General features: G+C 63.9%; 25 protein-coding genes. 7 read left to right on the plus strand and 18 right to left on the minus strand.

Annotated elements, in window-relative coordinates:
• Positions 1-111 precede the first annotated feature (111 nt).
• The 5 genes from urtE to urtA form a co-directional block, all read right to left on the minus strand.
• Positions 112-807, minus strand: coding sequence for an urea ABC transporter ATP-binding subunit UrtE (gene urtE / locus LB515_RS01620; protein ID WP_224636449.1), 696 nt, complete (start codon positions 805-807; stop codon positions 112-114).
• A 70-nt stretch (positions 808-877) separates the two neighbouring features.
• On the minus strand, positions 878-1624 hold the full coding sequence (urtD, locus tag LB515_RS01625) for an urea ABC transporter ATP-binding protein UrtD (protein ID WP_224706539.1): 747 nt from the start codon (positions 1622-1624) through the stop codon (positions 878-880).
• Positions 1625-1630: 6 nt separating this feature from the next.
• On the minus strand, positions 1631-2857 hold the full coding sequence (gene urtC / locus LB515_RS01630) for an urea ABC transporter permease subunit UrtC (protein WP_224706540.1): 1227 nt from the start codon (positions 2855-2857) through the stop codon (positions 1631-1633).
• Positions 2854-4470, minus strand: a complete 1617-nt coding sequence (gene urtB, locus LB515_RS01635; RefSeq protein WP_224706541.1) for an urea ABC transporter permease subunit UrtB — start codon at positions 4468-4470, stop codon at positions 2854-2856. Before urtB ends, urtC begins: the two co-directional genes overlap by 4 nt.
• A gap of 182 nt (positions 4471-4652) precedes the next feature.
• Positions 4653-5963: an urea ABC transporter substrate-binding protein gene (urtA, locus tag LB515_RS01640; protein WP_095765278.1), complete on the minus strand. Its 1311-nt coding sequence runs from the start codon at positions 5961-5963 to the stop codon at positions 4653-4655.
• Positions 5964-6269: 306 nt separating this feature from the next.
• Between urtA and LB515_RS01645 the strand changes: the two genes are divergently transcribed.
• Positions 6270-6659, plus strand: coding sequence for a hypothetical protein (locus LB515_RS01645; protein ID WP_224636446.1), 390 nt, complete (start codon positions 6270-6272; stop codon positions 6657-6659).
• A gap of 58 nt (positions 6660-6717) precedes the next feature.
• Here the strand turns inward: LB515_RS01645 and LB515_RS01650 are convergent, their stop codons facing one another.
• From LB515_RS01650 to LB515_RS01660, 3 genes are all read right to left on the minus strand, one after another.
• Entirely contained in the window at positions 6718-8289 is a 1572-nt protein-coding gene (locus LB515_RS01650) for a GMC family oxidoreductase (protein WP_224631978.1), read from the minus strand.
• A gap of 48 nt (positions 8290-8337) precedes the next feature.
• Positions 8338-8886, minus strand: a complete 549-nt coding sequence (locus LB515_RS01655; RefSeq protein WP_095765276.1) for a Twin-arginine translocation pathway signal — start codon at positions 8884-8886, stop codon at positions 8338-8340.
• Positions 8887-8960: 74 nt separating this feature from the next.
• Positions 8961-9356, minus strand: a complete 396-nt coding sequence (locus LB515_RS01660; protein ID WP_224601306.1) for a VOC family protein — start codon at positions 9354-9356, stop codon at positions 8961-8963.
• A gap of 239 nt (positions 9357-9595) precedes the next feature.
• On the opposite strand from LB515_RS01660, the gene LB515_RS01665 reads away from it, so the two are divergent.
• Entirely contained in the window at positions 9596-9901 is a 306-nt protein-coding gene (locus LB515_RS01665) for a ribbon-helix-helix domain-containing protein (protein ID WP_095765274.1), read from the plus strand.
• Here LB515_RS01665 and LB515_RS01670 read toward each other — a convergent pair.
• Positions 9898-10608, minus strand: coding sequence for a DeoD-type purine-nucleoside phosphorylase (locus LB515_RS01670; RefSeq protein ID WP_224532022.1), 711 nt, complete (start codon positions 10606-10608; stop codon positions 9898-9900). The two genes, LB515_RS01665 and LB515_RS01670, sit on opposite strands and share 4 nt — an antisense overlap.
• A 104-nt stretch (positions 10609-10712) precedes the next feature.
• Positions 10713-13298, minus strand: coding sequence for a cell cycle histidine kinase CckA (gene cckA, locus LB515_RS01675; protein ID WP_224631976.1), 2586 nt, complete (start codon positions 13296-13298; stop codon positions 10713-10715).
• A gap of 211 nt (positions 13299-13509) precedes the next feature.
• Between cckA and LB515_RS01680 the strand changes: the two genes are divergently transcribed.
• Entirely contained in the window at positions 13510-14229 is a 720-nt protein-coding gene (locus tag LB515_RS01680) for a flagellar biosynthetic protein FliO (RefSeq protein WP_224706542.1), read from the plus strand.
• A gap of 113 nt (positions 14230-14342) precedes the next feature.
• Here LB515_RS01680 and dksA read toward each other — a convergent pair whose 3' ends face one another.
• Positions 14343-14759 carry an RNA polymerase-binding protein DksA gene (dksA, locus tag LB515_RS01685; protein ID WP_095765270.1) on the minus strand — a complete coding sequence of 139 codons (417 nt, stop codon included), beginning with the start codon at positions 14757-14759 and terminating at the stop codon, positions 14343-14345.
• Positions 14760-15005: 246 nt separating this feature from the next.
• Here dksA and LB515_RS01690 point away from each other — a divergent pair, with 246 nt between their 5' ends.
• The 4 genes from LB515_RS01690 (at position 15006) to LB515_RS01705 (ending at position 18778) form a co-directional block, all read left to right on the plus strand.
• A complete protein-coding gene (locus LB515_RS01690) occupies positions 15006-15509 on the plus strand; it encodes a SixA phosphatase family protein (protein WP_095765607.1) in 504 nt (167 codons plus the stop codon).
• Between the two features lie 63 nt (positions 15510-15572).
• Positions 15573-17045 carry a YcjX family protein gene (locus LB515_RS01695; RefSeq protein WP_224706543.1) on the plus strand — a complete coding sequence of 491 codons (1473 nt, stop codon included), beginning with the start codon at positions 15573-15575 and terminating at the stop codon, positions 17043-17045.
• The gene (locus LB515_RS01700) at positions 17042-18124 is read left to right on the plus strand and encodes a YcjF family protein (protein WP_224706544.1); all 1083 of its coding nucleotides are present in this window, start codon (positions 17042-17044) and stop codon (positions 18122-18124) included. The genes LB515_RS01695 and LB515_RS01700 overlap by 4 nt, the downstream gene beginning before the upstream one ends.
• 99 nt (positions 18125-18223) lie before the next feature.
• Entirely contained in the window at positions 18224-18778 is a 555-nt protein-coding gene (locus LB515_RS01705) for a hypothetical protein (protein WP_224587622.1), read from the plus strand.
• A 48-nt stretch (positions 18779-18826) separates the two neighbouring features.
• Here the strand turns inward: LB515_RS01705 and LB515_RS01710 are convergent, their stop codons facing one another.
• The 7 genes from LB515_RS01710 to LB515_RS01740 are packed head-to-tail and all read right to left on the minus strand — an operon-like array spanning position 18827 to position 26944.
• Complete coding sequence (locus LB515_RS01710; RefSeq protein WP_224706545.1) at positions 18827-19816, minus strand: ABC transporter ATP-binding protein; 990 nt, start codon at positions 19814-19816, stop codon at positions 18827-18829.
• An 8-nt stretch (positions 19817-19824) separates the two neighbouring features.
• Positions 19825-20784: an ABC transporter ATP-binding protein gene (locus tag LB515_RS01715; protein WP_224706546.1), complete on the minus strand. Its 960-nt coding sequence runs from the start codon at positions 20782-20784 to the stop codon at positions 19825-19827.
• Positions 20781-21752, minus strand: coding sequence for an ABC transporter permease (locus tag LB515_RS01720; RefSeq protein ID WP_095765266.1), 972 nt, complete (start codon positions 21750-21752; stop codon positions 20781-20783). Before LB515_RS01720 ends, LB515_RS01715 begins: the two co-directional genes overlap by 4 nt.
• Entirely contained in the window at positions 21752-22747 is a 996-nt protein-coding gene (locus tag LB515_RS01725; protein ID WP_224706761.1) for an ABC transporter permease, read from the minus strand. The genes LB515_RS01720 and LB515_RS01725 overlap by 1 nt, the downstream gene beginning before the upstream one ends.
• A 60-nt stretch (positions 22748-22807) precedes the next feature.
• On the minus strand, positions 22808-24469 hold the full coding sequence (locus LB515_RS01730; protein ID WP_224706547.1) for an ABC transporter substrate-binding protein: 1662 nt from the start codon (positions 24467-24469) through the stop codon (positions 22808-22810).
• Positions 24470-24473: 4 nt separating this feature from the next.
• Entirely contained in the window at positions 24474-25391 is a 918-nt protein-coding gene (locus tag LB515_RS01735; protein ID WP_224706548.1) for a proline iminopeptidase-family hydrolase, read from the minus strand.
• A 38-nt stretch (positions 25392-25429) separates the two neighbouring features.
• Complete coding sequence (locus tag LB515_RS01740) at positions 25430-26944, minus strand: leucyl aminopeptidase (RefSeq protein ID WP_224706549.1); 1515 nt, start codon at positions 26942-26944, stop codon at positions 25430-25432.
• Positions 26945-26977: the final 33 nt, after the last annotated feature.

Genomic DNA, 26977 nt, shown 5'->3' on the forward strand with positions numbered 1-26977 from the left:
AGAAAAGACTAGCATGCGGTATTCAACGCGCCAGAGCTCGGCCTGGACAGCAAAGAGAAATACTGGGGTTGCTGCCGCCTCGCGATATCGACCGAAGTCGAGCAAACGATTCTAGACTGTCAGAAACTTCCGCACATCCGCCCGGTCGAGGTCTTCTGCAGGACCGGTATGCACGATCTGGCCCCGATCCATGATGTTGACCTCGTCGGCAAGTTCCCGGCAGAAGTCGAGATATTGCTCGACCAGAAGCACGGCAATCCCCGCCTGGTCGCGCAGATAGCGGATGGCGCGGCCGATATCCTTGATGATCGAAGGCTGGATGCCTTCGGTCGGCTCGTCGAGCACCAGGAGCTTGGGCCGCATCACCAGCGCGCGCCCAATGGCGAGCTGCTGCTGCTGGCCGCCGGACAGGTCGCCGCCGCGCCGCGACAGCATCTGCTTCAGCACCGGGAACAGCTCGAAGACATAGGCCGGAATGTTGCGGTCGGCGCGCCGCAGCGGCGCGAAGCCGGATTCCAGGTTTTCGCGCACCGTGAGCAGCGGAAAGACTTCCCTGCCCTGCGGCACGAATGCGATGCCCGACCGGGCGCGGTCATACGCCGCGCTCCGGTCGAGCGCCTTCCCCTCGAAGGCAACGCTTCCGCTCGTCAGCCGGTGATGGCCGACGATCGATCTCATCAAACTGGTCTTGCCGACGCCGTTGCGGCCGAGCACGCAAGTGATCTTGCCGGCGCCGGCTTTCAGCGAAACGCCGCGCAGCGCCTGGGCGGCGCCGTAATGCAGCGTGGCATTGGAGACCTCGAGCATGGTCAGCCCCTTCTCCAGCGCTTCAGGAAAGCGAAATCGAAACGGTGGAAGGGAACCCGCCAGACCATGCTCACCGCCCCAGATAGACTTCGACGACGCGCTCGTCGGCCGAAACAAAATCGAGCGTGCCTTCCGACAGCACCGAGCCCTCATGCAGGCAGGTGACCTTGACGCCGAGCTCGCGCACGAAATGCATGTCGTGCTCGACGACGATCACCGAATGGTCGCGGGCGATGTCCTTGAGCAGCCGCGCGGTCTCCTCGGTCTCGGCATCGGTCATGCCGGCGACCGGCTCATCGACGAGCAAAAGCTTTGGGTCCTGCGCCAGGAGCATGCCGATCTCCAGCCACTGCTTTTGGCCATGGCTGAGATTGGCGGCGAGCTCGCCGCGCTTGTCGCCGAGACGGATGACACCGAGGATGTCGTCGATGCGCCGCGTCTCGGCCGCCGAACGGCGATGGAACAGCGCGGGGAAGATCGAGCGCGGCCCTTTTAGCGCCAGCATGAGATTGTCCTCGACGCTGTGGCTCTCGAAGACCGTCGGCTTCTGGAACTTGCGGCCGATGCCCATCATGGCGATCTCGGCCTCGTCGTGCCGGGTGAGATCCACCTCACCATCGAAGAACACCTCGCCCTCGTCCGGCCGCGTCTTGCCGGTGACGATGTCCATCATCGTCGTCTTGCCGGCGCCGTTGGGGCCGATGATCGCGCGCATCTCGCCCTTGTCGAGCACCAGCGACAGGTTGTTGATGGCACGAAAGCCATCGAAGGAGACCGAGACGCCGTCGAGATAAAGGATGGTGTTCGACTTGCTCATGATCGTTCACTCCGCCGGCTGCGGCTCGGCGCCGGCGGCAGACCAGGCGCCCGGTGTTCTCGCGGCCGAGCGAACGATCTTTGGCTCCGGGGGCTCCTCGGGATCGGCGCCGGCTTCCGCCGCTAGCGAAGCTGAGCGCAGCGCCTTGGCCTGGCTGCGCCAGGCATCCCACATGCCGACGATGCCTTTGGGCAAAAGCAGCGTGACGGCGACGAACAGGCCGCCCAGGGCGAACAGCCAGAATTCCGGCAGCACGCCGGTGAACCAGGATTTGCCGGCGTTGACCAGCAGCGCGCCGAGGATCGGGCCGACAATGGTGCCGCGCCCGCCGACAGCGGTCCAGATCACCACCTCGATCGAGTTGGACGGCTCGAATTCGCCGGGATTGATGATGCCGACCTGCGGCACGTAAAGCGCGCCGGCGATGCCGGCCATGATAGCCGAGACCGTGAAGGCGAACAGCTTGACGTTCTCCGCCCGCCAGCCGAGGAAACGGGTGCGGCTTTCGGCGTCGCGCACCGCCATCAGGAGCTTGCCGTATTTTGAGCGCACGATCGCAGCGGTAACGAAGACGGCGAGCGCCAGCGTAACGGCGCTAGCCGCAAACAGGGCCGAGCGCGTCGCGTCGGCCTGGACGCTGAAGCCGAGTATATCCTTGAAATCGGTCAGGCCGTTGTTGCCGCCAAAACCCATGTCGTTGCGGAAGAAGGCGAGCAGCAGCGCATAGGTCATCGCCTGGGTGATGATCGAAAGATAGACGCCGGTGACGCGGCTGCGGAAGGCGAACCAGCCGAAGACGAAGGCGAGCAGGCCGGGCACGGCCAGCACCATGAGCGCCGCGAACCAGAAATGATCGAAGCCGTACCAGAACCAGGGCAACTGCTTGTAGTTCAGGAACACCATGAAGTCCGGCAGGATCGGATTGCCGTAGACGCCGCGCGAGCCGATCTGGCGCATCAGATACATGCCCATCGCATAGCCGCCAAGCGCGAAGAAGGCGCCGTGGCCGAGCGAAAGGATGCCGCAATAGCCCCAGACCAGGTCGAGCGCGAGCGCCAGCAGCGCGTAGCAGAGATATTTGCCAATCAGCGCCACGATGTAAGGCGGGATGTAGAAGGCGCTTTGCGGCGAGACCGCCAGGTCGAGCAGGGGCACGATGATGGCGGCGGCCAGCAGGACGAAGATGGCAATGCCGATGCGGCGATCGGCGGAAAGGAAGCGCTGCGCGATCATGCTTCCACCGCCCTGCCCTTCAGCGCGAACAGGCCGCGCGGGCGCTTCTGGATGAACAGGATGATCAGCACCAGAACGACGATCTTGCCGAGCACCGCGCCGGCATAGGGCTCGAGGAATTTGTTGACGACGCCGAGCGAGAAGGCGCCGACCAGCGTCCCCCACAGATTGCCGACGCCGCCGAAGACCACGACCATGAAACTATCGATGATGTAGCCGCGGCCGAGATTAGGCGAGACATTGTCGATCTGGCTGAGCGCCACGCCCGCGATCCCGGCGATGCCCGAGCCCAACGCAAAGGTCAGCGCGTCGACCCATGGCGTCCTGATGCCCATCGAGGCGGCCATGCGGCGGTTGGCGGTGACGGCGCGCATCTGCAGCCCCCAGGGCGTGCGCTTCATGACGTAGAGCAGCACACCGAACACGGCGAGCGCGAACACCAGGATCCACAGCCGGTTCCAGGTGATGGCCAACTGGCCGACATCGAACGAACCCGACATCCAGGACGGATTGCCGACCTCCTGGTTGGTCGGCCCGAAGATGGTGCGCACCGCCTGCTGCAGGACCAGCGAGACGCCCCAGGTGGCCAGAAGCGTTTCCAGCGGGCGACCATAGAGGAAGCGGATGATGCCGCGTTCGATTGCAAGGCCGACCAGCCCCGCGACAAGGAAGGCGAGCGGCAGCGCGATAACCAGCGACCAGTCGAACAGGCCCGGAAACGAGGTGCGGATGACTTGCTGGACGACGAAGGTGGTGTAGGCGCCGAGCATCACCATCTCGCCATGCGCCATGTTGATGACGCCCATGACGCCGAAGGTGATGGCAAGCCCGATCGCCGCAAGCAGCAGCACCGATCCCAGCGAAATGCCGTACCAGATGTTCTGACCCGCATCCCACAAAGCCAGCTTGGAGTTGATCTTGCCGATCGCGGCGGCTGCCGCCTCCTTGACCGTGCCCTGGGCGTTCGCCTCAACTGAGGTGAGCAGCGAGAGCGCGTCGCGGTCGCCGCGGGCGCCGACGACCGAGATCGCCGCGAGCTTATCGGCTTCTGTTTTGTCCGAAACGAGGATGGAAGCTGCCCGCGCGTGCTCGAACAGGGCCTTGACGCCGGGGTCGATTTCGGCGGCGATTGCGGCATCCAGCGGCCCGATGTTCGCCGCATCGGGCGTCTTGAACATCGTCATTGCCGCGGCAAGACGCACGCTTGCGTCCTTGGCGCGCAAGGTCAGCGTGCCCAGCGCGTCGCGGATGACACGACGCAGCCCGTTATTGACCTTGATCTTGGTGAGGTCGGCCTTGGCCGCTTCGGCGGCGTTCTCGCCGCTCAGCGGATCGAGCAGCTCGATGCTGTCGCCGCTCTCCTTGCCGACAAAAACCTGGGAATCGGCCTTGCGGATGTAGAGATTGCCGTCGGCCAGCGCCGAAAGCGGCCGCTCGACGGCGGGATCGCCGCTCCCGGCAAGCTCGCGCACGACGGCCTCGGTAGCCGAGAAGCCGGTTGCAGCTGCGAATTTGCCGATCGATGCGCGAAGGTCGGCCTCAGCCGCCTTCGACGGCGTCAGTCCAGCCATCGTCAGCAGCAACATCAGACCGATTGCGCGCAGCAGCAGCATCGTCGTTTTCAAGCAGCTTTCTCAAGCAATTCCAGGAAAAGTGTGAAGCGGTTTTCCGTCCGGAATTGCGCAAAACTAGGTTTCAGGGATCTTGCCCGGGCGGGTCAGGAACCTGCCCGGGCGGCGGTCTCGGATCGCGGGGCCACTCCGCGATCCGACAGACCTGGGATCACGGACCGGGATTAGTTGGTGCCCTTGCCGCCGCACTTTCCGGTGGCGACGTTGAAGTTGCCGCAGGACAGAGGCGCGCGCCAATCGGAGATCAGGTCCTTGGAATCCGGCAGGTAGTCGGACCATTCGTCGCCCATGACGAGGCCGGGCGTTTGCGAAACGGTCTCGAACTGGCCGTCGGCCTGGATCTCGCCGATCAGCACCGGCTTGGTGATGTGGTGGTTGGGCATCATCGTCGAATAGCCGCCGGTCAGGTTCGGCACCGAAACGCCGACCATGGCGTCGATGACCTTGTCCGGATCGGTGGTGCCGGCCTTCTCCACCGCCTTCACCCACATGTTGAAGCCGATATAGTGGGCTTCCATCGGGTCGTTGGTGGTGCGCTTGTCGTTCTTGATGAACTTGTGCCAGTCGTCGATGAACTTCTTGTTCGCCGGCGTGTCGATGCTTTCGAAGTAGTTCCAGGCGGCGAGATGGCCGACCAGCGGCCCGGTGTCGAGACCGGCCAATTCTTCCTCGCCGACCGAGAAGGCCATGACCGGAATGTCCTCGGCCTTGACGCCCTGGTTGCCGAGCTCCTTATAGAACGGCACGTTGGCGTCGCCGTTGACGGTCGACACCACGGCCGTCTTCTTGCCGGCCGAGCCGAATTTCTTGATCGCCGAGACCTCGGTCTGCCAGTCGGAGAAGCCGAACGGCGTGTAGTTGACCATGATGTCCTCGGCCGGCACGCCCTTCGATTTGAGATAGGCTTCGAGGATCTTGTTGGTGGTGCGCGGATAGACATAGTCGGTGCCTTCAAGCACCCAGCGCTTCACCGAGCCGCCATCGGCGCTCATCAGGTAATCGACGGCCGGAATGGCCTGCTGGTTCGGCGCCGCACCGGTGTAGAAGACGTTGCGCTCGCTCTCCTCGCCCTCATACTGGACGGGATAGAAGAGGATATTGTCGAGTTCCGAGAACACCGGCAGAACCGATTTGCGCGACACCGAGGTCCAGCAGCCGAACACGGCCGCGACCTTGTCCTTCGAGATCAGCTCGCGCGCCTTTTCGGCGAAGAGCGGCCAGTTGGACGCCGGATCGACCACCACGGCCTCCAGTTTCTTGCCGAGCAGGCCGCCCTTGGCGTTTTGCTCGTCGATCAGCATCAGCATGACGTCTTTCAGCGTCGTCTCCGAAATCGCCATGGTCCCCGACAGCGAATGGAGGATACCGACCTTGATCGTGTCTTCAGCCGCCTTGGCGGAAGCTGAAGCCAGCAGACCAGCCGCGACGACGCCGGCGGACAGGATTTTTGTTATTTTCGCGAAGTTACCCCTCATATGACACGCTCCCAAGCTGGTTGTTTTGCATCGCAATATTAGCGGTGCAAGCGACGTGCCAGATAGGAATGCGCTGAACTGATTTTCGCGATAATGCAATGATTACAGTCGGTTATATGATAGCCGCGCAACTGTCGCCTCTACTGCAACGCGGCAGGATTGAGAAAAGTTTACGCACCTCTGCCTAGATTTTGCCCAAATTGTAAAATGCCTATGATTTCACCACATAGGCAAGGATAGCTTTGTCGGCCCTGTTGCGGGCTCATGGCGAAATGGGGCAAGGTCGCCGTGCAAACGAGCGACGTCATGGCCCTGCGAACAATCCTGGCTTTCCTGCTTCTTGTGTCCGCCGCCGGCGGCGCCCGCGCCGATTTTGCCGACGGCAAGCTGCCGGACGGCGTCTACCACTGCGAGGTCTACCTGCTCGGCCTGTTCCTCAACCTGGGCGACATCACCATCAAGGGCAGCCTCTATAGCGGCCCGGTGACCTTCGGCGTCGCGCCGCCGCCTTACAATTACCAGATGAATCCCAATGGCGAGATCACCTGGCTCGGTCCGCTCGGCGGCTACACCAGCGGCGGCAATTCGGTCTCGATGACCCAGGCGACCTTGGATGACCCGAGCGGTCCTTCGTTCGACATCATCATGAAACAGCAGGACGGCGCCTTCACAGCCTCGACCTGCACCAAAAGATAGCCCGCATAAAAAAGGCGCGGAACCCGTTTGGGTCCCGCGCCAGCAGGCAGTCGGGAGGTCAGATCGTTTTCGCCGACATCTGGGCGGCGATGTAGTCAGCCTGGCGGATCGCCAGCGTCACGATGGTCAGCGTCGGGTTCTCCGCCGCACCCGTGGTGAACTGGCTGCCGTCTGAGATGAACAGGTTCTTGATATCGTGCGACTGGCCGTGCTTGTTGACGACGCCGTCCTCCGGCTTTTCGCTCATCCGGTTGGTGCCGAGATTGTGGGTCGAAGGATAAGGCGGCGTCGGGAAGGTCCGCGTCGCGCCGACCGCGGCGTAGAGCGCCTGGCCTTGGCTGTAGGCATGGTTGCGCATGGCCTCGTCATTCGGATGGTCATCGAAATGGACGTCGGCGATCGGCATGCCGTGCTCGTCCTTCTCGTCCTTGTGCAGCGTGATGCGGTTCTCTTCGCGCGGCATATCCTCGCCGACGATCCACAGGCCCGCCATATGGTCGTAATGGTCGAGCGCCGTGGTGAAGGAGCGGCCCCAGCCGCCGGGATTGAGGAAGGCCGCCATGAATGGCAGGCCGAGCGACAGCGTCTCCATCTCATAGCCGCCGACGAAGCCACGCGACGGATCGTGGCGCGCCTCGTCGCGGATGATCCCGGCCATGGTGGTGCCGCGATACATATGCACCGGCTTGTCGAAGATGGCATAGACCGAGCCGGTGGTGTGGCGCATGTAATTCTTGCCTACCTGTCCCGACGAGTTGGCGAGCCCGTGCGGGAATTTGGACGAGTCCGAATTGAGCAACAGGCGCGGGCTCTCGATCGAATTGCCGGCGACCGCAACGATGCGGGCCTTCTGCTCCTGCAGCTTGCCGTCCTTGTCGGCATAGACGACGCCAGTCACCTTTCCGGAGGCGTCATGATTGATCTTGATTGCCATCGAGTTCGGCCGCACCTCCAGATGCCCGGTCGCCTCGCCCTTCGGGATCTCGGTGTAGAGCGTCGACCATTTGGCGCCCCATTTGCAGCCCTGGAAGCAGAAGCCGGTCTGCTGGCAGGAATTGCGGTCGTCGCGCTCCACCGAATTGATGGCCATGTTGCCGGTGTGGCATTCCTTGTAGCCAAGCTTGTCGGCGCCGGCCTTGAGCACCTTGAAATTGTTGTTGCCCGGCAGCCGCGGCCAATTGTTGGTGCCGGTGACACCCATCTTGGCTTCGGCCTTGGCGTAATAGGGTGCCATCTCGGCCAGCGTCACTGGCCAGTCGAGGAGGTTGGCGCCCTTGACCTTACCGTAGGTCGTGGCCGCCTTGAACTCGTGCTCCTGGAAGCGCAGCGAGGCGCCGGCCCAGTGCGTGGTCGAGCCGCCGACCGACTTGACGATCCAGGCCGGCAGGTTCGGAAAATCCTTGGCCACGCGCCAGTCGCCCGAAGTGGTGCGCTTGTCCTTCCAGGCGAGCTGGGCGAACGACTCCCACTCGTCGTTGATGAAGTCCTCATATTCGTGGCGTGCGCCCGCCTCGAGGATGACGACGTCGATGCCTTTCTGGGCGAGCTCGTTGCCGAGCGTGCCGCCGCCCGCGCCCGAGCCGATGATGACGACCACGCCGTCATTGTTGAGATCAAATTGTGCTGCCATGGTTTCCTCCCATGAAATCTGTCGAAAAGCGGTTCGTGACAGAGCGGCTCAGAGCCACTCGATGTCGTTGAAGCCGCGCGCGATGTAGCCGCCCTTGGAGTAGGACTCGCCCTCGTAACCGAAGATCGGCCACACCTCCTTCTGGTTATAGAGGCTGACGACAAGCCCGCCGCGCACCGCCTGGAAGAACGGCGTCTTCTCGATACCGGTGAGGAGCGCCACCCTCTGCTCTTCCCAGCCAAGCCCGCGATAGCCGCCCTTGCCAGCCTTCTTGTCGAGCTCGGCGATGCCTTTCTCGATCAGCTCCTTGTGGGCAGGGTCCTTGGCGGCCGTCTCGTCATGGCCCTTGACGGCAATGGCGTAATATTTGTCCGGCACCTGGTCGTGCGGGTAGATGTCGCGCGCCACCTGGATCAGCGTCGCCATCGTTTCGGGCTTCAGCGCCGAGGTTTCGAGACCCCAGGCGTGTTCGGGGCTGATGACGGCGCTGCCGGAGATGATGAGCAGCGCGCCCGCGCCGCCACGTTTCAGAAGCTCGCGCCTAGATAGTCCGGCCTTTCTCTCATAACCCGGTTTCTTCTCGTAGACTGTAACCATGATTTTCCTCCCTGCTTGCTGTTCGCACCCCTGAGAGTGCCGTTGCTGGCGCCGCGCCTCTCCGCGGCGTATCCTTATTGGAAGCGCCCTCCCCGCTGCAGGACCTCGATCTTGTAGCCGTCGGGATCCTCGATGAAGAAGAAGCGGGCGATCAGCGCCCCGTCGTGATTGAACTCGACAATCTTCTTCGGATTGAGACCGAGCGCGCCGATCCGGTCGTGTTCGCTGTCGAGATCGGCGACCGAGACGGCGAGATGGCCGTAGCCGTCGCCAAGCGCGTAGGGCTCGGTACGTCCCTTGTTGACGGTCAGCTCCACCTCGAAGGGCGAACTGGCATTGCTGAGATAGACGAGCGTGAAAGTCTCGAAATCGAGCCGCTGGGCGACCTCGAGGCCGAAGGCCTTGTTGTAGAAGTCGACGGAGCGCGCTTCGTCGAGAACCCTGATCATGGAATGGATCGTCTTCGCCAAATCGGACTCCGTGAGCTCTCATGCTTTCGAAGCCGATTATGCGCGCCGGCGAAAAATGGTGGTGGCAGCCGATTACCACGCGTAGAGCAGGAAAACGGCTAGTGTCGCTCCAATTCTAAGGACGAAAGTCCGATTGCCGTCGGCGGCTATCGGATCGAAAATGACCAACGCAGGCAGTGTTCAAAAAGGCGCCAGCCAACCCAATCGGCGCCCAAGACAAACAACAACGGGAGGTACCGATGTGCAGAGTCTTCGCCGGGCAGGACCCGGAAGGCTACCGGCAGATCAACAGGTCGATCCGCATCGACGGCCATTCAACCAGCATCCAGCTCGAGGCGACATTCTGGGGTCTTCTTGACGAGATCGCCGACAGCCAGGGACTGACAACGCCGAAATTCATCTCGAAGCTCTATGACGAGGCGATCGAGATCAACGGCCAGATCCCGAACTTCGCTTCCATGCTGCGCACGACCTGCGCGCTCTATTTGCGCGGCCATCGGCCCAGCGCCGAAGACCAGGCCGCATTGAAGCAGGAAGCCGCCTAACTGCTCTCGACTGCGACTTCGAGCGCCAGCCGGGTCATGTCGGTGAAAAGCGCCTGGCGCTCCGAATCGTCGATCAGCTCGCCGGTGGCGACATGGTCGACGACGGTCAGCAGCGACAGCGCTCGAGCGCCGAACTGTGCCGCAATCCGATAGAGGGCGCTGGTTTCCATATCGACGGCCAACGCCCCCAGCGCCATCGGCTCGTCAAACCGAGCGCGGCCATCGGGATGGTGGAAGACGTCGCTGCAGATCGTCAGTCCGGCGCTGCAGGCGATACCGAGATCGGCGGCGCATTGCAGCGCCCGCGCATGCAGCGCCGGGTCCGGCCCCGCCGGCTGGTAAAGCCCGAACACTTGCCCGCTGATTGCACTCTCGGCCCGCACCTCGCTGGAGATGACGACGCCGCGCAAAGGCACGTCTTCCGACAAGCCGCCGCATGTGCCGGTGCGGATCAGCGTTTTGACGCCGTAATACTCCATCAGCTCAAAGGCATAAATCAGGAAAGACGGCGCCCCTATCCCGGTCGCCTGGATGCTGACCGGCTTGCCGCGGAACCGGCCGGTGAAGCCCAGCGCGCCCCTTCGGCGGTTCACGCAGCGCGGCGCCTCGAGAAACATCTCCGCCATCCATTGCGCGCGCTCGGGATCGCCCGGCAACAGCACCGTTTCGGCATAGTCCCCCCGGCCCGCCTCGATATGCGGCGTCACGCGCTACCACCCCTGATAGACCCATCCGGCGACTATCATGGCAGGACTGCCGCAATGCGCAAGCTCCGGCTTATTTAGAGCAATCCAAGGAAGCGCTGAACGCCCTAGGATTCCAGCACGTCCTTGACGATCGTCGCCAGTTGCTTGAGCGAAAACGGTTTCGGCAGGAAACCGAAATGCGCCTCGGCCGGCAGGTTCTTCGCAAACGCGTCCTCGGCATAGCCCGAAACGAACACGAACTTGATGTCCGGCTGGCGTTTGCGCAGCTCGCCGAGCAATGTCGGCCCGTCCATCTCCGGCATAACCACGTCGGACACGACGATATCGACCTTGCCGCCGAGCGCCTCGAACACTTCAAGCGCCTCGACGCCGGACGACGCCTCGTGCACGGTATAGCCGCGCGAGGTCAGCGCCCTGACGCCGCCCATGCGCACGGCATCTTCGTCCTCGACCAGAAGCACCGTGGCGGAGCCGGAAAGATCTTTTGCGGTATCGGCGGTCTTGGCCGGAGCAGTCGCCGCTGTCGACGGCGCCTCGCCAGGCTCGGCCTGCTTCTTCACCTCGGCGATGTGGCGCGGCAGGAAGATACGGAACACCGTGCCCTTGCCGACTTCGGAATCGCAGAAGATGAAGCCGCCGGTCTGCTTGATGATGCCGTAGACCATCGACAGGCCGAGGCCGGTGCCCTTGCCCACTTCTTTGGTTGTGAAGAAGGGCTCGAAGATCTTTTTCAGCACCTCGGGCTCAATGCCGCTGCCGGTGTCCTCGACGTCGACGAGCACATAGTCGGCCGGCGTCAATTCGCGGTAGGCGAAGGATTTGCACTCGTCGGCGGTGACGTTGCGGGTGCGCACAGTGAGATCGCCGCCGCTCGGCATGGCATCGCGCGCATTGACGGCGAGATTGACCACCACCTGCTCGAACTGGCCGATATCGACCTTGACCGGCCACAGGTCGCGGCCGTGGTCGATCTTCAGCTTGATGTCGTTGCCGACGAGGCGCGCGAGCAGCATCCTGAGATCGGCCAGAACATCGGTCAGGTTGAGCACTTCCGGCCGCAGCGTCTGCTTGCGCGAGAAGGCGAGCAATTGCCGCACGAGCGAGGCCGCCCGGTTGGCGTTCTGCTTGATGTTCATGATGTCGGGGAAGGACGGGTCCGACGGCCGGTGGTTGGTCAAGAGAAGGTCGGACGCCATGATGATGGCGGTCAGCACGTTGTTGAAGTCGTGCGCGATACCGCCGGCGAGCTGGCCGACTGCCTGCATCTTCTGGCTCTGCGCCATCTGGCCCTCGAGCGCCTTCTGCTCGGTGGTCTCGACCGCGTAGACGATCGCCGCCTCCTCGGCGCCTTCGCTGCCCGCGCTGTCGGCGACGGCATTGACGTAGAAGCGGATGTGGCGCTCCTCATTGCCGGGCAGGACGGAATCGATCGGCTCGATATTGGCCTGCCGCTGCCGCGCCTTCTCGAAGGCGGCGGCGAATGCCGGCCGGTCGCGTTCGTGAACGATCGTTTCGAAGCGCACCCGCCGGTCGACGGCGTCGCGGTCGACCACGGACGAAAACAGCTGCAGGAACGGCGCGTTGGTGCGCAGGATGCGTCCGCTCGCATCGACGCCGGCAATGGCCATCGGCGTCGAGTTGAAGAAGCGGGTGAAGCGAACCTCGGATGCCCGCAGCTCCGCGGAAGCGTCCTCGCCCTGGGTGCGGTTGAGCACGATCGTGCGGGTCGGGCCGTTCACGCCTTCGCGGCTTGCCGATACCCGGTGCATGAAGCGCACCGGCAGCGCCTGGCCGCTCATCGTGGTGAGGTCGAGGTCGATGACCGCATTGCGTGTGGTGCCCGGATCGGCCTTGACGGAACGGACCAGCGCCATGCCGTCGCCGGCGATGATTTCCGGCAGCGTGATGGCGCCCGGCGTGAAGGAGGCAAGATCGATGCCCAGCCACTCGGCGAGCGTGGCGTTGATATAGGTGACGCGGCCCTCCTGATCGGCCGAGAAGAACCCGGCCGGCGCATGGTCGAGATGGTCGATGGCCTTTTGCAGGTCCAGGAAGAAACGTTCCTGCTCCGCCCGTTCCTGCGAAATGTCGGCCAGCTGCCAGGCCAGCATCGGCAGCCTTTGCCCGGGCATGCTGAAGGCGCGGGCGCGAGCGCGGTACCAGCGCGCGCCCGGCTCAGCGCCTGGTTTGATCGACTGCGCCAGCCGGAACTCGCCGTCGCCGGCCTGGCCGTCGCGCAGGCCCGACGCCAACCGGTAGATCGTCATCGAGGCCTCGGGGACATCCGACAACAGCCCTTCGACGGTCTTGAGATCGGCGGCCGAGGCGGCACCCGTCATGTCGGCATAGGCGCGGTTGGCGTAGACGACGCGGCCCTTGGTGTCGGTGACCAGCAGGCCCTGCGACATGGAGTCGACGAAGGCTTTTGACAATTCGTCGCCGGTCGACCGCGGTGCGATCTGCACGAAGCCGATCGCGGTCGCGAACAGGAAGCCGACGCCGATCATGGCGAGCACGCCGAGCATGCCGAGCAGGAAAGGATCGCCGAGGCGCTCGCGGAAAAGTCCGAAGACGATCGCGGCGCCGGTCAAGACGACGATGAAGACGATGAGCCTAGTGACGGCGCCCGGACGCGTGTTCTGGTCGACGATCGGTACCGGATAGAAATCGCCGCGCGCTTCCTTGGCCATGTTCCCCCTGCTCGTGATTCCGGTGTCCGACGGGCACGGACGGCCGGTTGAATCACATTCTCCTGTAGCGGAAAAGGCCTCGGCGGCAAATGTCCGATAAAATCAACGATTCATGTTTCAAACTGTTCACGATGGATGATGTGAACTTGCGGTCGCTGGTCCCAACGGTCTAGTGTTCCCTGACTTCAAAGATGGCGATTGGGGTGCACCGATGCAGTGGCTGGATAATGTAGCGGGCCCGGGTTATGTCGCTGCAATCTTGTGGACGGTAGCGGCTCTCATCATGCTGGTTGTCGTCCTGCTCGCCATCAAGGTGGTCCGCAACCTGACGTTCGGCACCTTCGTCGCCGGCGGCAGGAACCGCAAGACGCGGCTTGCCGTGATGGATGCCACCGCTGTCGACAGCCATCGCCGGCTTGTCCTGGTGCGCCGCGACGACATCGAGCATCTGATCCTGATCGGCGGGCCGACCGATGTCGTGGTCGAGCGCGACATCAGGCTGGCGGCGCTGCGCCGCCCGGCATTGACGGGCGACGCCGGTCAGCAGCAGACAGGAGTTGCGCAACGCCCACGCGCGCCGCAACCGGCGCCCGCACCCGCCCCCGCCAGGCCGGCGCCGCCGCCTGCCGCCCAGCCGGCTGCCGTCGCACGTCCGCGCGCGCCGGCGCCCGCACCCGCGCCCAAGCCGGCGGCGCCGAGCCAACCGACGGCGAAGGTTATGCCGCTGCCGGGCTACGGAACGACGAACGGCAGCACCCGATCCACGCCGCCGCCCTCAAACGATTCCATCGACGACACGCTGATGCACGAGCTCGAGACCTCTCTCGACGAGACGCATTCCCAGCCGGCACCCAGCAAGCCGGTGGCCAAGCCTTCGCTCGATGACGAGATGACTAAGCTGCTTGGCGAGTTGGGCAGCCACAAGCGCTGACCGGCCACCGGCAAGCGAGCCTTTCGCGCTTGTCGGCAAAGACAATGGGAGCGCTGAAAACAAAAATGGCCGGAATTCCGGCCATTTTTGATGTTCCTGCCTGTTGGATCGCGTCAGTCGTCGCGATAGACCTTCTCGCGGCGTTCGTGACGCTCCTGCGCCTCGATCGATAACGTCGCGATCGGACGCGCATCAAGCCGCTTCAGCGCGATCGGCTCCCCGGTCTCCTCGCAATAGCCGTAGGTGCCTTCGTCGATGCGTTGGAGCGCGGAGTCGATTTTCGAGATGAGCTTGCGTTGGCGATCGCGGGCGCGCAATTCGATGGCACGATCGGTTTCGGAGGAGGCGCGATCGGCTAGGTCGGGATGATTGGCGTTTTCCTGCTGCAGGATTTCTAGGGTTTCGCGCGCTTCGCGCAGAATGTCGTTCTTCCAGGTGATAAGCTTTTGACGGAAGTACGATTTTTGCCGTTCGTTCATGAACGGCTCGTCTTCGGAGGGTACGTAATTGGCGGTAACGATATCGTTCATTCGACTCACCCAACAACCCCAAAATTTGGCGCCTATATATTCGGGGAAAAGAGCCTGCACAAGCGCTATCGGCAACAGTTTCACGCAATTGTTAGTCTCACATCGGCAACTCCGGCGACGACATTGTTCAACGGCAGAAAACGAATTTGCACATGATTCGTTGCAGTTGCGGGCCGACCATTGTGCATGACATCGTTCTGGTGACTAATCGCGCTTTGTCACGAAGGCAGCGCCATGGGGGTCCGGTTGAGCAGACTTTATCTGTTGCGGCATGCCAAAGCCGGCTGGGCGCTGCCCGGCATGCGCGATTTCGACCGCCCGCTCGACGAATCGGGCATGGCCGATGCCGAAGCGATCGGAGAGGCCATGCGGGCCCGCAACTATGTGCCGGACGTCACTCTTTGCTCCAGCGCCAAGCGGGCCAGGCAGACGCTGGAAGGCCTGGCGGGGCGCACCGACACCGGCCGGGTGCTGTTCTTCGACACGCTCTACAGCGAGGATGCGGCCGGCTATCTGGAGATCATCCGCAAAAATCGGGACGCTGGCCAGCTTCTGGTGATCGGCCACAACCCCATGACCGAAGATCTGGCCATGGCGGTGTCCGGGAATGGCGAGCAGACGGCGCGCGGCATGATGAATCACGGTTTTCCGACCTCCGGCCTTGCCGTGGTGCGCTTTCCCGGCAACCTTGCCGAAGCGGCCCAGGGCAATGGCTATCTCGAAGCCTTTCTCACGCCGGCCGACCTCTGAGGCCATTTCAAACGCGCGGTCCAGGGCCTATATCGGGCGCTGACGCGCAACCAGAGGCCTGATTTGGCATCATCGCTGACCAGTTTTACCGACGAGGCGAGGATTGCGCTCGACACGTTGTCGGGCCGCGCCGCCGGGCTCTTCTCTCCGTCAATGCGCCTTGGCGTCACCGGCCTGTCGCGCGCCGGCAAGACCGTGTTCATCTCCGCCCTCGTCCACAATCTCATTCATGGCGGTCGCCTGCCGCTGTTCGAGGCGCAGAAATCCGGCCGCATCGCCCGCGCCTTCCTCGAGGAGCAGCCGGACGATGCCGTTCCGCGTTTCCAATATGAAGACCATGTCGCGGCTTTGGTGAACGAGCGCGTCTGGCCGGACTCGACCCGCGCGATCTCCGAGCTCCGGCTCACCATCGAATATGAGTCGGCTTCCGGCTGGAACCGGTTGTTTTCAGCCGGAAAACTATCTGTCGACATCGTCGACTATCCCGGCGAATGGCTGCTCGACCTACCACTGCTCGGCAAATCCTTCGCCGATTTTTCGCGCGAGGCGGTCGAGTTGGCCGCCCTGCCCGTCCGCTGCGACCTGTCGCAGGCCTGGCGTGAGTTGGCCTCCACCATCGATCCAGATGCCGAAGCCGACGAGATGACCGCCCGGCGATTGGCCGAAAGCTTTGCCGCCTATCTCAAGGCGTGCAAGCTCGACGACCACGCGCTGTCGACGCTGCCGCCAGGCCGTTTCCTGATGCCGGGCGATCTCGAAGGCTCGCCGGCGCTCACCTTCGCGCCGCTGATGACGCTGTCGCAAGGCCGGCCGCGCTCGGGATCGCTACGGGCGATGATGGAGCGCCGCTACGAGGCCTATAAGACGCATGTCGTCAAACCGTTCTTTCGCGAGCACATCGCCCGCCTCGACCGGCAGATCGTGCTGATCGACGCCATGCAGGCGCTCAATGCCGGCCCGGCCGCGATGGCCGATCTGGAGCGCGCGGTAACCGAGATCCTGTCCTGCTTCCGGCCCGGACGGGGCAATTTCCTGACCGACTTCTTCTCGCGCCGCATCGACCGCATCCTGGTGGCCGCGACCAAGGCGGACCATTTGCACCACGAAAGCCATGACCGGCTGCAGGCGATCGTGCGCCGGCTGACCGACCGGGCCGTCGCGCGGGCGAATTTCAGCGGCGCCGCCGTCGATGTCGTCGCCATGGCCGCCGTTCGCTCGACCCGCGAAGGCACGGTTAAGCAGGAGCGAGAGACGCTCCCCGTCATCATCGGCACGCCGCTGAAAGGCGAGACGATCAACGGCGGGACATTCGACGGAAAGACTGAAACCGCCATTTTCCCGGGCGATTTGCCGGAAAAGGTGGATGCCGTCTTCGACGTTTCCGGATCGCAGGTGGACAGCGCCGAACCGGCGATCCGCTTCGTGCGTTTCCGCCCGCCGAAGCTTGAACGCACCGCCGAAGGCGTCACGCTGTCCCTGCCGCATATCCGGCTCGACCGCGCGCTGCAGTTCCTGATCGGAGATCATCTGGCATGACCGCGCCTCGCAAACCGGCGGCCTTCCGCATCGAGCCTGAGACCGAGGCGCCGCCGCAACCACAGCGAAATAGCGCCGCCGAGGAGCCGCCGGCGCGCAGGCCACGTGCCGCGAGGGCCGATGTAGCGGTCGTGATCCCCTCGGAAGTCGACGTCTTCGACGAGCCGGATATCGAGGCCGCGGTTCCGCCGCCGGCGACGGCGCCGCCAAAGCGTTCGCTGCTGGCGCGGCTGTTCTTCGGCGCTCTGAGTGTGCTCGTCTCGCTGGCGATCGGCCTTTGGGCCGATCAGTTGATCCGCGACCTGTTTGCGCGCGCCGAATGGCTCGGCTGGCTGGCGGCCGGCATGGCGGCGATCGCGCTGCTTTCGCTGTTCGTCATCCTCATCCGCGAATTCCTTGCCATCGCCCGCCTGGCCGAAGTCGAAAAGATGCAGAAACGGGCCCTGGATGCGGTGGCTCGCGACGATCCCAAGGCAGCGCGCGCCTTGGTCGACGAGCTCTCGGCTTTCGTCGCCGCCAAGCCCGAGACCGCCGCAGGGCGCCGTTCGCTGGCCGAATTGCGCGGCGAGATCATCGACGGTGCCAATCTGGTGCGGCTGGCCGAGACCGAAATCCTGTCGCCTCTCGATGAGCGCGCCAAAATCATGATTCTGGAGGCCGCGAAGCGCGTGTCGCTCATAACGGCGGTCAGCCCGCGCGCGCTGGTCGACATCGCCTATGTCGTGTTCGAGGCCGGGCGGCTGATCCGGCGGCTTTCCGAGCTCTATGGCGGCCGCCCAGGCACGCTCGGCTTCTTCCGGCTGGCGCGCGGGGTGCTCGCGCATCTGGCGGTGACCGGCTCGATCGCGGTGGGCGACAGTTTCGTGCAGCAGATCGTCGGCCACGGGCTTGCCGCCAAACTCTCGGCAAAACTCGGCGAAGGCGTGGTCAACGGCATGATGACGGCGCGCATCGGCATCGCCGCGATGGAAACCGCCCGCCCCTTGCCGTTCATCGCCGTGAAGCGCCCGGGCCTCGGCGATTTCCTCTCAGCGCTGACGTCTTTCGCGGCACGAAAGAACGGCCAGGACGACCGATAAGGTAAACGCGTCACCCATTGCGGGTGACGAAGCATTAACCAATCTTCTGCATGGTCAGTCCGGTCCCAAGAATAGACTCTTTCGTGCCGGGTGTCGTCGATGAGAAGCGTTATCCTGTCCTGCGTCCTGCCTGCCGCCATTGCGATTGCCGCGCCGCTCGGCCTCGTCGAAAAGGCCCTTGGCGCAGAGCCGGACAAGCAGTTTTTCCGCTCCGTCGAAGGCAGATGGGTCGGCCCTGGCGAAATCATCGCCGGCAAGTACAAGGGCACCAAATTCACCTGCGATTTCAATGGCTCGACGCCCGCCAGCAAGCTCGGCATGACGCTTGACGGCGGCTGCAGGGTCGGCGTGTTCACGCAAAAGATGTCGGCCAGCGTCGAGCGCAAGGGCCGCGACGGTTACAGGGGCACCTTCATGGGCGGCTCGACCGAAAGCGGCATGGACATTGTCGGCGGCAATGTCGTCGACGCCCAGAAGGTCGTTTTCACCATCAACCGCAAGCAGTTGAACGGCGTCATGCAGGCGCGTGTCCCCGACGGCAATTCGATGACCGTGACGGTTGCCGTGCGCGTCAACAATCAGCTGGTGCCGGTGATCGGCATGAGCCTGAAGCGGGTCGATTCGGTCGAAGTCGGCGCCATCGCCAAGAACTGATCCGGCGCGGTTCTGGCAGCCCGCGTCCGCCACCCGGAAGAAGACGGTTCAGGTCAAAGTCGGGAAGTGGCAGGCCACTTTGCGGCCCGGACGATATTCCTTCAGTTCCGGCCGCTCGGAACGGCACCGTTCCGCCGCGATCGGGCACCGTGGGTGGAAACGGCATCCGGACGGAGGCTCCAGCGGGCTCGGCACGTCGCCGGTGAGGATGATGCGCTTGCGCGCGCCCGCAGGCGTCGTCTCGACGATGGGAACCGCCGAGATCAGTGCCTGGCTGTAGGGATGGGCGGATGTCCCAAAGATCTCTTCCGCCGGGCCCTCCTCGACGATAGAGCCGAGATACATGACCGCGATGCGCGTCGAGACCTGGCGCACCACAGAGAGATCGTGGGCGATGAAGATATAGGTGAGCTTCAGCTTCTCCTGCAGATCGGCGAGCAGGTTGACGATCTGGGCCTGCACCGACACGTCGAGGGCGGAGACCGGCTCGTCCAGCACGACAAGGTCGGGATTCAACGCGATCGCCCGCGCGATGCCGACGCGCTGGCGCTGGCCGCCGGAGAATTCGTGCGGATAGCGCATCATATGGTCCGGCAACAGCCCGACCAGTTCGAACAGCTCCGCCACGCGCGCGGTGATCTCACGCGCCGAAACCTTGCCGTGGATACGCAGCGGCTCGGCGACGAGGTCGCCGACGCGCCGGCGCGGATTGAGCGAGGCCGAGGGATCCTGGAAGACCATTTGCAAACGTCGCCTAAGCGGCCTGAGCTCGGATAGCGATTTCGAGGTGATGTCGTCGCCTTCGAACAGAAGCTTGCCGTCGGTGATGTCGTAGAGCCGCACCAGGCAGCGCGCCAGCGTGGACTTGCCGCATCCGGATTCGCCGACAAGGCCGACAGTCTCGCCGCGCCGCACGCTCAGCGAGACGTTGTCCACCGCATGGACCGTCCGCCTGCCCTCGGCGGAAAAGCGGCTGCCGATCGAAAAGCGTTTTGCCAGCGAACGCGTCTCGAGGATCGGTCGGTCTGTGTTTGTCATCAACTCGCTCATGCCTGCGCCACCCGAAAGCACGCGGCGGCGTGCGCGCTCGCGCCGAGACCTGGCTTGCCAGCCTCGCAAGGCTCGTAGCGGACCGGACAGCGCGGGCCGAAGGCGCAGCCTTGCGGCAGCCGCAGCAAGGAAGGCGGCGAACCGGGGATCGCAGGCAGGCGGCGCGGTTTCTGGCCGGTCAGCGGCGGGATCGAGCCGAGCAGCGCGCGCGTGTAAGGGTGTCGCGGATCGGAAAACAGCTCAGTGCGGGTGCCGCGCTCGACAACGCGGCCGGCATACATGACCATCACTCGGTCGGCGAGCTCGGAGACCACGCCCATGTCGTGCGTTATGAAGACCACCGCCGACTTGTGCTTCGCCCGCAATTTGCGCACGAGGTCGAGAATGCCGGCCTGCACGGTGACGTCGAGCGCGGTGGTCGGCTCGTCGGCCACCAGCAGCGCCGGATCGCAGGACAAGGCCATCGCGATCACCGCCCGCTGCCGCATGCCGCCGGAAAGCTGGTGCGGATAGCGCGACATCGCCTCGTGCGGGTTGGGGAAGTTCACCTCCGCCAGCAGCTGCTCGACGCGCTCCATCGCCTTGGACTTGCTAACACCGCGATGCGCCCGGATCTGCTCGGCGATCTGCCAGCCGATGGTGTAGACCGGCGTCAGCGCCGTCATCGGGTCCTGGAAGATCATGGCGATCTCGTTGCCGCGCAAACGACGAAGCTCGCGCGGCGGCAGGCCCACCAATTCGCGGCCTTTGTAACGGATCGAGCCTTCGATGGTGGCGTTCGGGTCGGTGATAAGCCCCATCACGGCAAGCAGCGACACCGTCTTGCCGGAGCCGGATTCGCCGACGACGCCGAGGATCTCGCTTTCCTCGAGATCGAAGGAAACGCCGTCGATGGCCCGTACCGGCCCGTCATGGGTGCGGAAGGACACTTTGAGATCGCGCACCGACAATATCATGATGCCCTCAGGCGCGGATCGAGAAGGATGTAGACGAAATCGACGACCGCGTTGGCGATCACCACGAACATGGACGCATACATGACCGTCGCCATGATCATCGGCAGATCGAGATTCTGCAGCGCGTCATAGGTGAGCTTGCCGATGCCATGCAGGCCGAACACGACTTCGGTCAGCAAGGCCGAGCCGCCCACCAGCGCGCCGAAGTCGAGGCCGAACAGGGTGACGAAGGCGATGAGCGAGGTGCGCAGCGCATGGCGAAACAGGATGCGGGTCTCCGACAGGCCCTTGGCCCGGGCGGTGCGGATATAATCTTCCTGCATGGATTCGATGATGGCCGCGCGCAGCACGCGCCCGTAAATGCCGATATAGAGGATGGCCAGCGTGATCCATGGGATGACCAGCGTCAGGAACCAGCCCTTGGGATCGTCGGAAAAATTCTTATAGCCAAGCGGCGGCACCCAGGAGAATGCCCAGCTGTCGTGATAGCGGCTCTGGGTCATTAGGTTCATCACCTCGCCCAGCCAGTAGACCGGCATGGAAATGCCGAGCAGGCCCAGCGCCATCAAAAGCTTGTCCAGCCAGCTGTCTCGGGTGGCCGCGGCGACGATGCCGATGATGATGGAGACGACCACCCACAGGACCGCGGCGCCGAACACCAGCGAAAGCGTGACGGGGATGGAATCCATGACGGCCGGCACAACCTTCCAGCCGCGGTTGACGAAGGAGGTCAGGTCGCCGGTGACGAAGATCTTCTCCATCATGCGCGTGTATTGCACGTAGAGCGGCTGGTCGAAGCCGAAGCTGTGGCGAACCGCGGCCAGCACTTCCGGCGAAGCGTTGCGGCCGGCGATGCGCGCCGCGGGATCGGCGCCGGGCGTGGCGAAGAAGATCAGGAAGACGATGACCGAGATGCCGAACATCACGAACAGCATCTGACCGAAACGGCGAAGGATCGCATAAAACATCAGTCGCGCCCCAGCCGGACCTTGGAGCGCGGGTCGAGCGCATCGCGCAGGCCGTCGCCGAAGACGTTGAGCGCCATGACGGAAACGGCGATCGCCAGACCGGGCACCAGCGCCACCAGTGGCCTTGTGTAGAGCAGCGCCTGCCCGTCCTGGATGATGGTGCCCCAGCTCGCGGCCGGCGGCTGCACGCCGATCGACAGGAACGACAGCGCCGATTCCGTCAGCATGTTCAGCGCCATCATCAGCGGCACGAACACGATGAGGGTGGTGGTGATGTTGGGCAGGATGTCGCGCCACAGGATGCGCCAGCCCGGCACGCCGAGATTGATCGCGGCGAACACGAACTCGCTGTGGCGCAGCGCCAGGACCTGGCCGCGGATCGGCCGCGCCACATAGGGTATATAGACGATGCCTATGATGATGATCGGCAGCCATAGGCTACCTGATTGGATCTCGATCGGTCCGATCGCGATGCCTTGCGCGATGGTGACGATGGATAGCGAGATCGCCAGCAGATAGATCGGGAACGCCCAGAGCACGTCGAGCAAGCGCGACAGCACCGTGTCGGTGATGCCGCCGAAATAACCTGCGATCAGGCCCGCCATCGTGCCGACGATCAGCGTGAAGATGGTGGCCGCGCCGGAGATCAGCAGCGAGTTCAGGCCGCCATAGAGCAACCTCGCCATGACGTCCCGGCCCTGGCTGTCGGCGCCGAGGAAATAATTGCCGAGCCGCCAGGTCGGGCCGATCGGCGTATAGCCAAGCCCCAGTCCCTCGGTCGACTGCTCCATCACCGGAACGTCGGCGCCGTCGATCTGGATGACGGCGTCGAGCGTCGAGGCGAACGGATCCGTGCCCGCCCATTTCGCATAGAGCGGCGCGCTGAAACAGGCGAGAACGATGATGAGGAACACGGCCAGGGACGCCATGGCGGCCCTGTCCGTTGCCAGCTTCGCAAACGTGACGGCCCAAGGCCCTCGCGTCTTGCGCGGCATGGCGGCGACTTGGCTGGACACGGTATGTGATTCCGCGGTTCGTTACTGCACCCAGGCCCCTTACTGCACCCAGGACTGGGTGATAATCCAGTTGAACTGCGGGTTGAACTTGAAATTGCCGATGCGCTTGCTGACGAAATCAAGCCGCTTCGGCGTGAACAGCCCGACCGCCGGTGCCTTGTCGGTGACCTGCTTGTCGATTGCCGCCCACAATTTGTCGGCCGCCTTCTGATCGGTCACGCCGAGGTCCAGCGCCTTCTGCATCTGGGCGTCGATATCCTTGTCGCAGAAGCCGGAAATGTTGATCGAGGCGTCCGAACCTTCGCGATAGGAAGCGCAGCTGAACAGGATGTTCAGGAAGTCCGACGCTGCCGGATAGTCCTTGTACCACTGGGTGACGGACATCTGCACTTTGTTGTTGGTGTTCTGGATATAGGTGAACTGGAGGTTGGACGAGATCGGCTTGACGTCGGCGACGTAGCCAATGTTGGTCAGCACGCTCTGCAGATAGACACCGATGGAACGCGAAATGGCGGTGTCCTCGACGATGATGGTCACCTTCTGGCCCTTGGTGCCCGATTCCTCGACGAGCTGCTTGGCCTTCTCGACATCCGGAGCCGACCATTTGGCGCCCGGGTTCTTGGTGAAGGGGCAATAGTCCTCGTGTCCGGGGAAGTCCGGCGGCAGGACCTGGCAGACCGGCGAAGCCAGCACCTTGCCGCCGAACAGCTTGACCAGCGTGTTGCGGTCGACCGCATAGGCGACGGCCTGGCGCGCCTTTTCATTGTCGAATGGGGCCATGCGGGTGTTCAGCGGCGCGTACCACCAGGCCGAAAGCGGCGAGATGTGCAGCTGGTCCATGGACTTGCTGCCGAGCTCGCCGAGGCGGTCGCTGGGCAGCGCGTCGAACATCCAGTCGGCTTCGCCGTTCTGGATCGCCGTCACGGCCGCCTCTTCCGACAGGCCGAAATCATACTGCACGACATCCGGATAGCCGTCCGGCTGGGCTTCCTCGCTCCACTGCTGGAAATTGGGGTTGCGGGAAACCGTCATGCCCTTGTTCGGATCGAAGGCCGAGATCATGTACGGGCCGGTGCTGGGGATCGGCTTGGAGCCCATATCCTCCGCCGGCGTGTCCGCCGGCAGGATCACAGCATGCGGCAAGGCAAGCTTGTAGAGGATCTCGGCGTCCGGCTTGGTGAGATTGAGGGTGATCGTGCCGGCCGTCTCGTCGGCGACGACACCGCCTTCCAGCGTGCAGCTCTTGGTGTCGGCCAGGCATTTGTCGGCGCCAACGATGCCGGCATAGAAGGTGCCCGAGGTCGGCCCGGAAATCTTGAAGATGCGCTGGAAGGAGGCGACGACGTCCTTCACGCCAAGATCCTGGCCGTTGGAGAACTTGATGCCCTTGCGCAGCTTGAAGGTGAAGGTCTTGCCGTCATTGCTGACCGCGGGCAGCGCCTCGGCCAGGTCGGGAACGATGGAAAAGCCGTCGACGCCCTCGGCTTTGCGGAAGGCGACCAGGCCGTCATAGATCGGCTGGTACATCTGCCAGCCCTGGTCCGTGTAGTTGATATGCGGATCGAGCGTTCCGGCCGCCGATCGGGCGAGAAGGCGAATGGTGCCGCCGCGGTGCTCCTTGAGATATTCGGCCTGTGCCGGAGCGAGCCACGAGCCGGCCAGCAATGCGGCGGCCGACGCCGCCAAAAGCAGTTTCTTCATGTCGTCATTCCCCTTTTCTGTTGTCGTTGTCGTCCAGGAAGTCTCCCACCACACGCATGCAGAGATCCTGCTCCTCGACATGCGGCATGTGGCTGGAATGCTCGAATATCTGCCAGCGCGATCCCTTGATGCCGTCCTTGAAGGGCTGCACGGTCGCGGGCGTGGCTTCGTCGTAACGGCCCGAGAGAAGAAGTGTGGGAACCTCGATGGCCGGCAGTCGGTCGATGACGCTCCAGCTCTTCAGCGTGCCGATGACGTGGAATTCGTTCGGGCCGTTCATCACATTGTAGACGGTCGGATTGCGCACGATCTGGGCGAAAGTCTCCGTCACCTCGGGCGGGAACGGCACGACCCGGCAGACATGCCGTTCGTAGAACCGCATCGTCGCTTCCTGGTAGGCCGGATCGTCCGTCGTGCCGGCCTGCTCGTGCTTCGTCAGCGTCTCCTGCACGTCCCTGGGCAGGTCGGCGCGCAGCCGGTTGGCCTCCTCGACCCAAAGCTTCATGGACGCCGGCGAGTTGGCGATGGTCAGCGACTTCAGGCCCTTCGGCCTGGTCACGCCATATTCGGCGCCCAGCATGCCGCCCCAGCTTTGACCCAGCACATGGAAGCCGCCACGGATGCCGAGATGGTCGACGAGGTTTTCCAGCTCGTCGATGAAGAGTTGGGGCGTCCAGAAGTCGGCGCCCTTTTCCGGCAGCAAGGTGGAATTGCCGCAGCCCAACTGATCGTAGTGGATGACGGCGCGGCCGCCTCGGGCAAGAAGCTTATAGGCATCGACGTAATTATGGGCAGCACCCGGCCCGCCATGCAGGATCACCACCGGAGCCTTGCCGGCATCGAGCTCGCCACTGACCCGATACCAGGTTTCATAGGCGCCGAAGCCGGCCCGCCCTTCCTTGCTGACGATCTCGGACGGCATCCCGGCTCCCTGCGTGGTTGAAGACATCTCGTTGCCGCCTAGCTCGCCGTCCGGCCGGACTGCACCCACTCTTCCAACATCTGCACGCCGAAGGCCGTGGCGCCCTCCCGGCCCAGCGGCCGATCCTTGTCGGCCATTTCCTTGCCGGCTATGTCGAGATGCACCCAAGGGCGGTCTTCGGTGAAATTGCGCAGGAAGGCCGCGGCATAGGGCGCGTCGCCGTCTTCCATGTCCTTAGCGTGATGCCGGATATCGGCGAAGGGCGATTGCAGCCCCTCGTCATAGGCCCGGTCGAGCGGCAGTTGCCAGAACCGCTCGCCGACCTTTTCCCCCGCCGCGATCATGCGCGAGGCGATGGTGTCGTCGGTGCTGAAAAGTCCGGCGAAGACCGAGCCGAGGCCCCGCATCACCGAATAGGTCAGCGTCGCCAGATCGACGATCACCGAGGGATTGAAGCGCGAAGCGGCATAATAGAGGCAGTCGGCCAGGATCAGCCGGCCTTCCGCATCCGTGTCGAACACTTCCACGGTCTGGCCCGACGCCGTCGTGATGATGTCGCGCGGCTTGAGCGCGGTGCCGGACGGCATGTTCTCGGCAATGCCGAGCACGCCGACGGCATGCACCGGGCTGCCTTGCCGGGCAAGCGCGATCAGCAGCCCGACAACGGCGGCCGCGCCGCCCATGTCGGCCTTCATGTCGAACATCTGCTCGCCGCGTTTGATGCACAGGCCGCCGGAATCGAAGCAGACGCCCTTGCCGACGAAGGCTAATGGCTGCGCGGGGGCGCCCTTGCCGCGATAGCGCAGGACAGCGACGCGCGGCGGTCGCGCGGAGCCGGAGCCAACGGCCAGGATCGCGTTCATGCCGAACTCCTTCAGCCTTGCCGCATCGAGGATCTCGACATCGATGCCGGCCTCGCGCAGCGGCTCCAGGTGGTCGTGGAAATTGTCGGGGTGGAGATGGTTCGGCGGCAGGTTGACCAGCGTACGCGCATATTCGACGCCGTCCGCGATGGCATTGACCCGTGTCAGCGCCGCCTTCAGCTCCGGACCGGCCGCGCCGATCAATTGCACCCGCAAAGTGCGGTCGGCGCCTGCTCCCTGACGCCGGTTGCGCATGTCGAAACGATAGCGCCGCAGCCGCATGCCGAGCGCGACCCGCGCCAGTATTTCCGCTGCGGGCAGGTCGACACCGGCGAGCGGGTCCAGCATCAGGGTGGCCGCGCATTCGCCCTTGCCTTCCAGATGCGCCGCAAGCAAACCGCCGGCCCGCGCCAGGGAAAGCGTGGTTACAGCCTCGGCATTGCCCAAAGCCAGCACCACCACGCGTCGGGCCGACATCGCCTTGGGGGCGATAACATCGACACAGGCCCCGGACTCCTCAAGCGCGGCCGGCTCGGAACACGCGCGGGACAAGATCCCGTCCATTTCAGCGTCGAGCGCCCCTGCCCGCGGCCCAAAACCTGTTTGAGCGGTTTGCAGGATCACGACGACCGAGGTTTCCGCGGAAATCTCGTCCGCCGCTTCGAAGACCGGCGCCGGCGACTGAGGCAAAGCTCGTTCTCCCATTCTGAGGCCCTCCGCCGA

The organism is Mesorhizobium sp. CA15, from assembly GCF_020165215.1.
Lineage (GTDB): Bacteria > Pseudomonadota > Alphaproteobacteria > Rhizobiales > Rhizobiaceae > Mesorhizobium.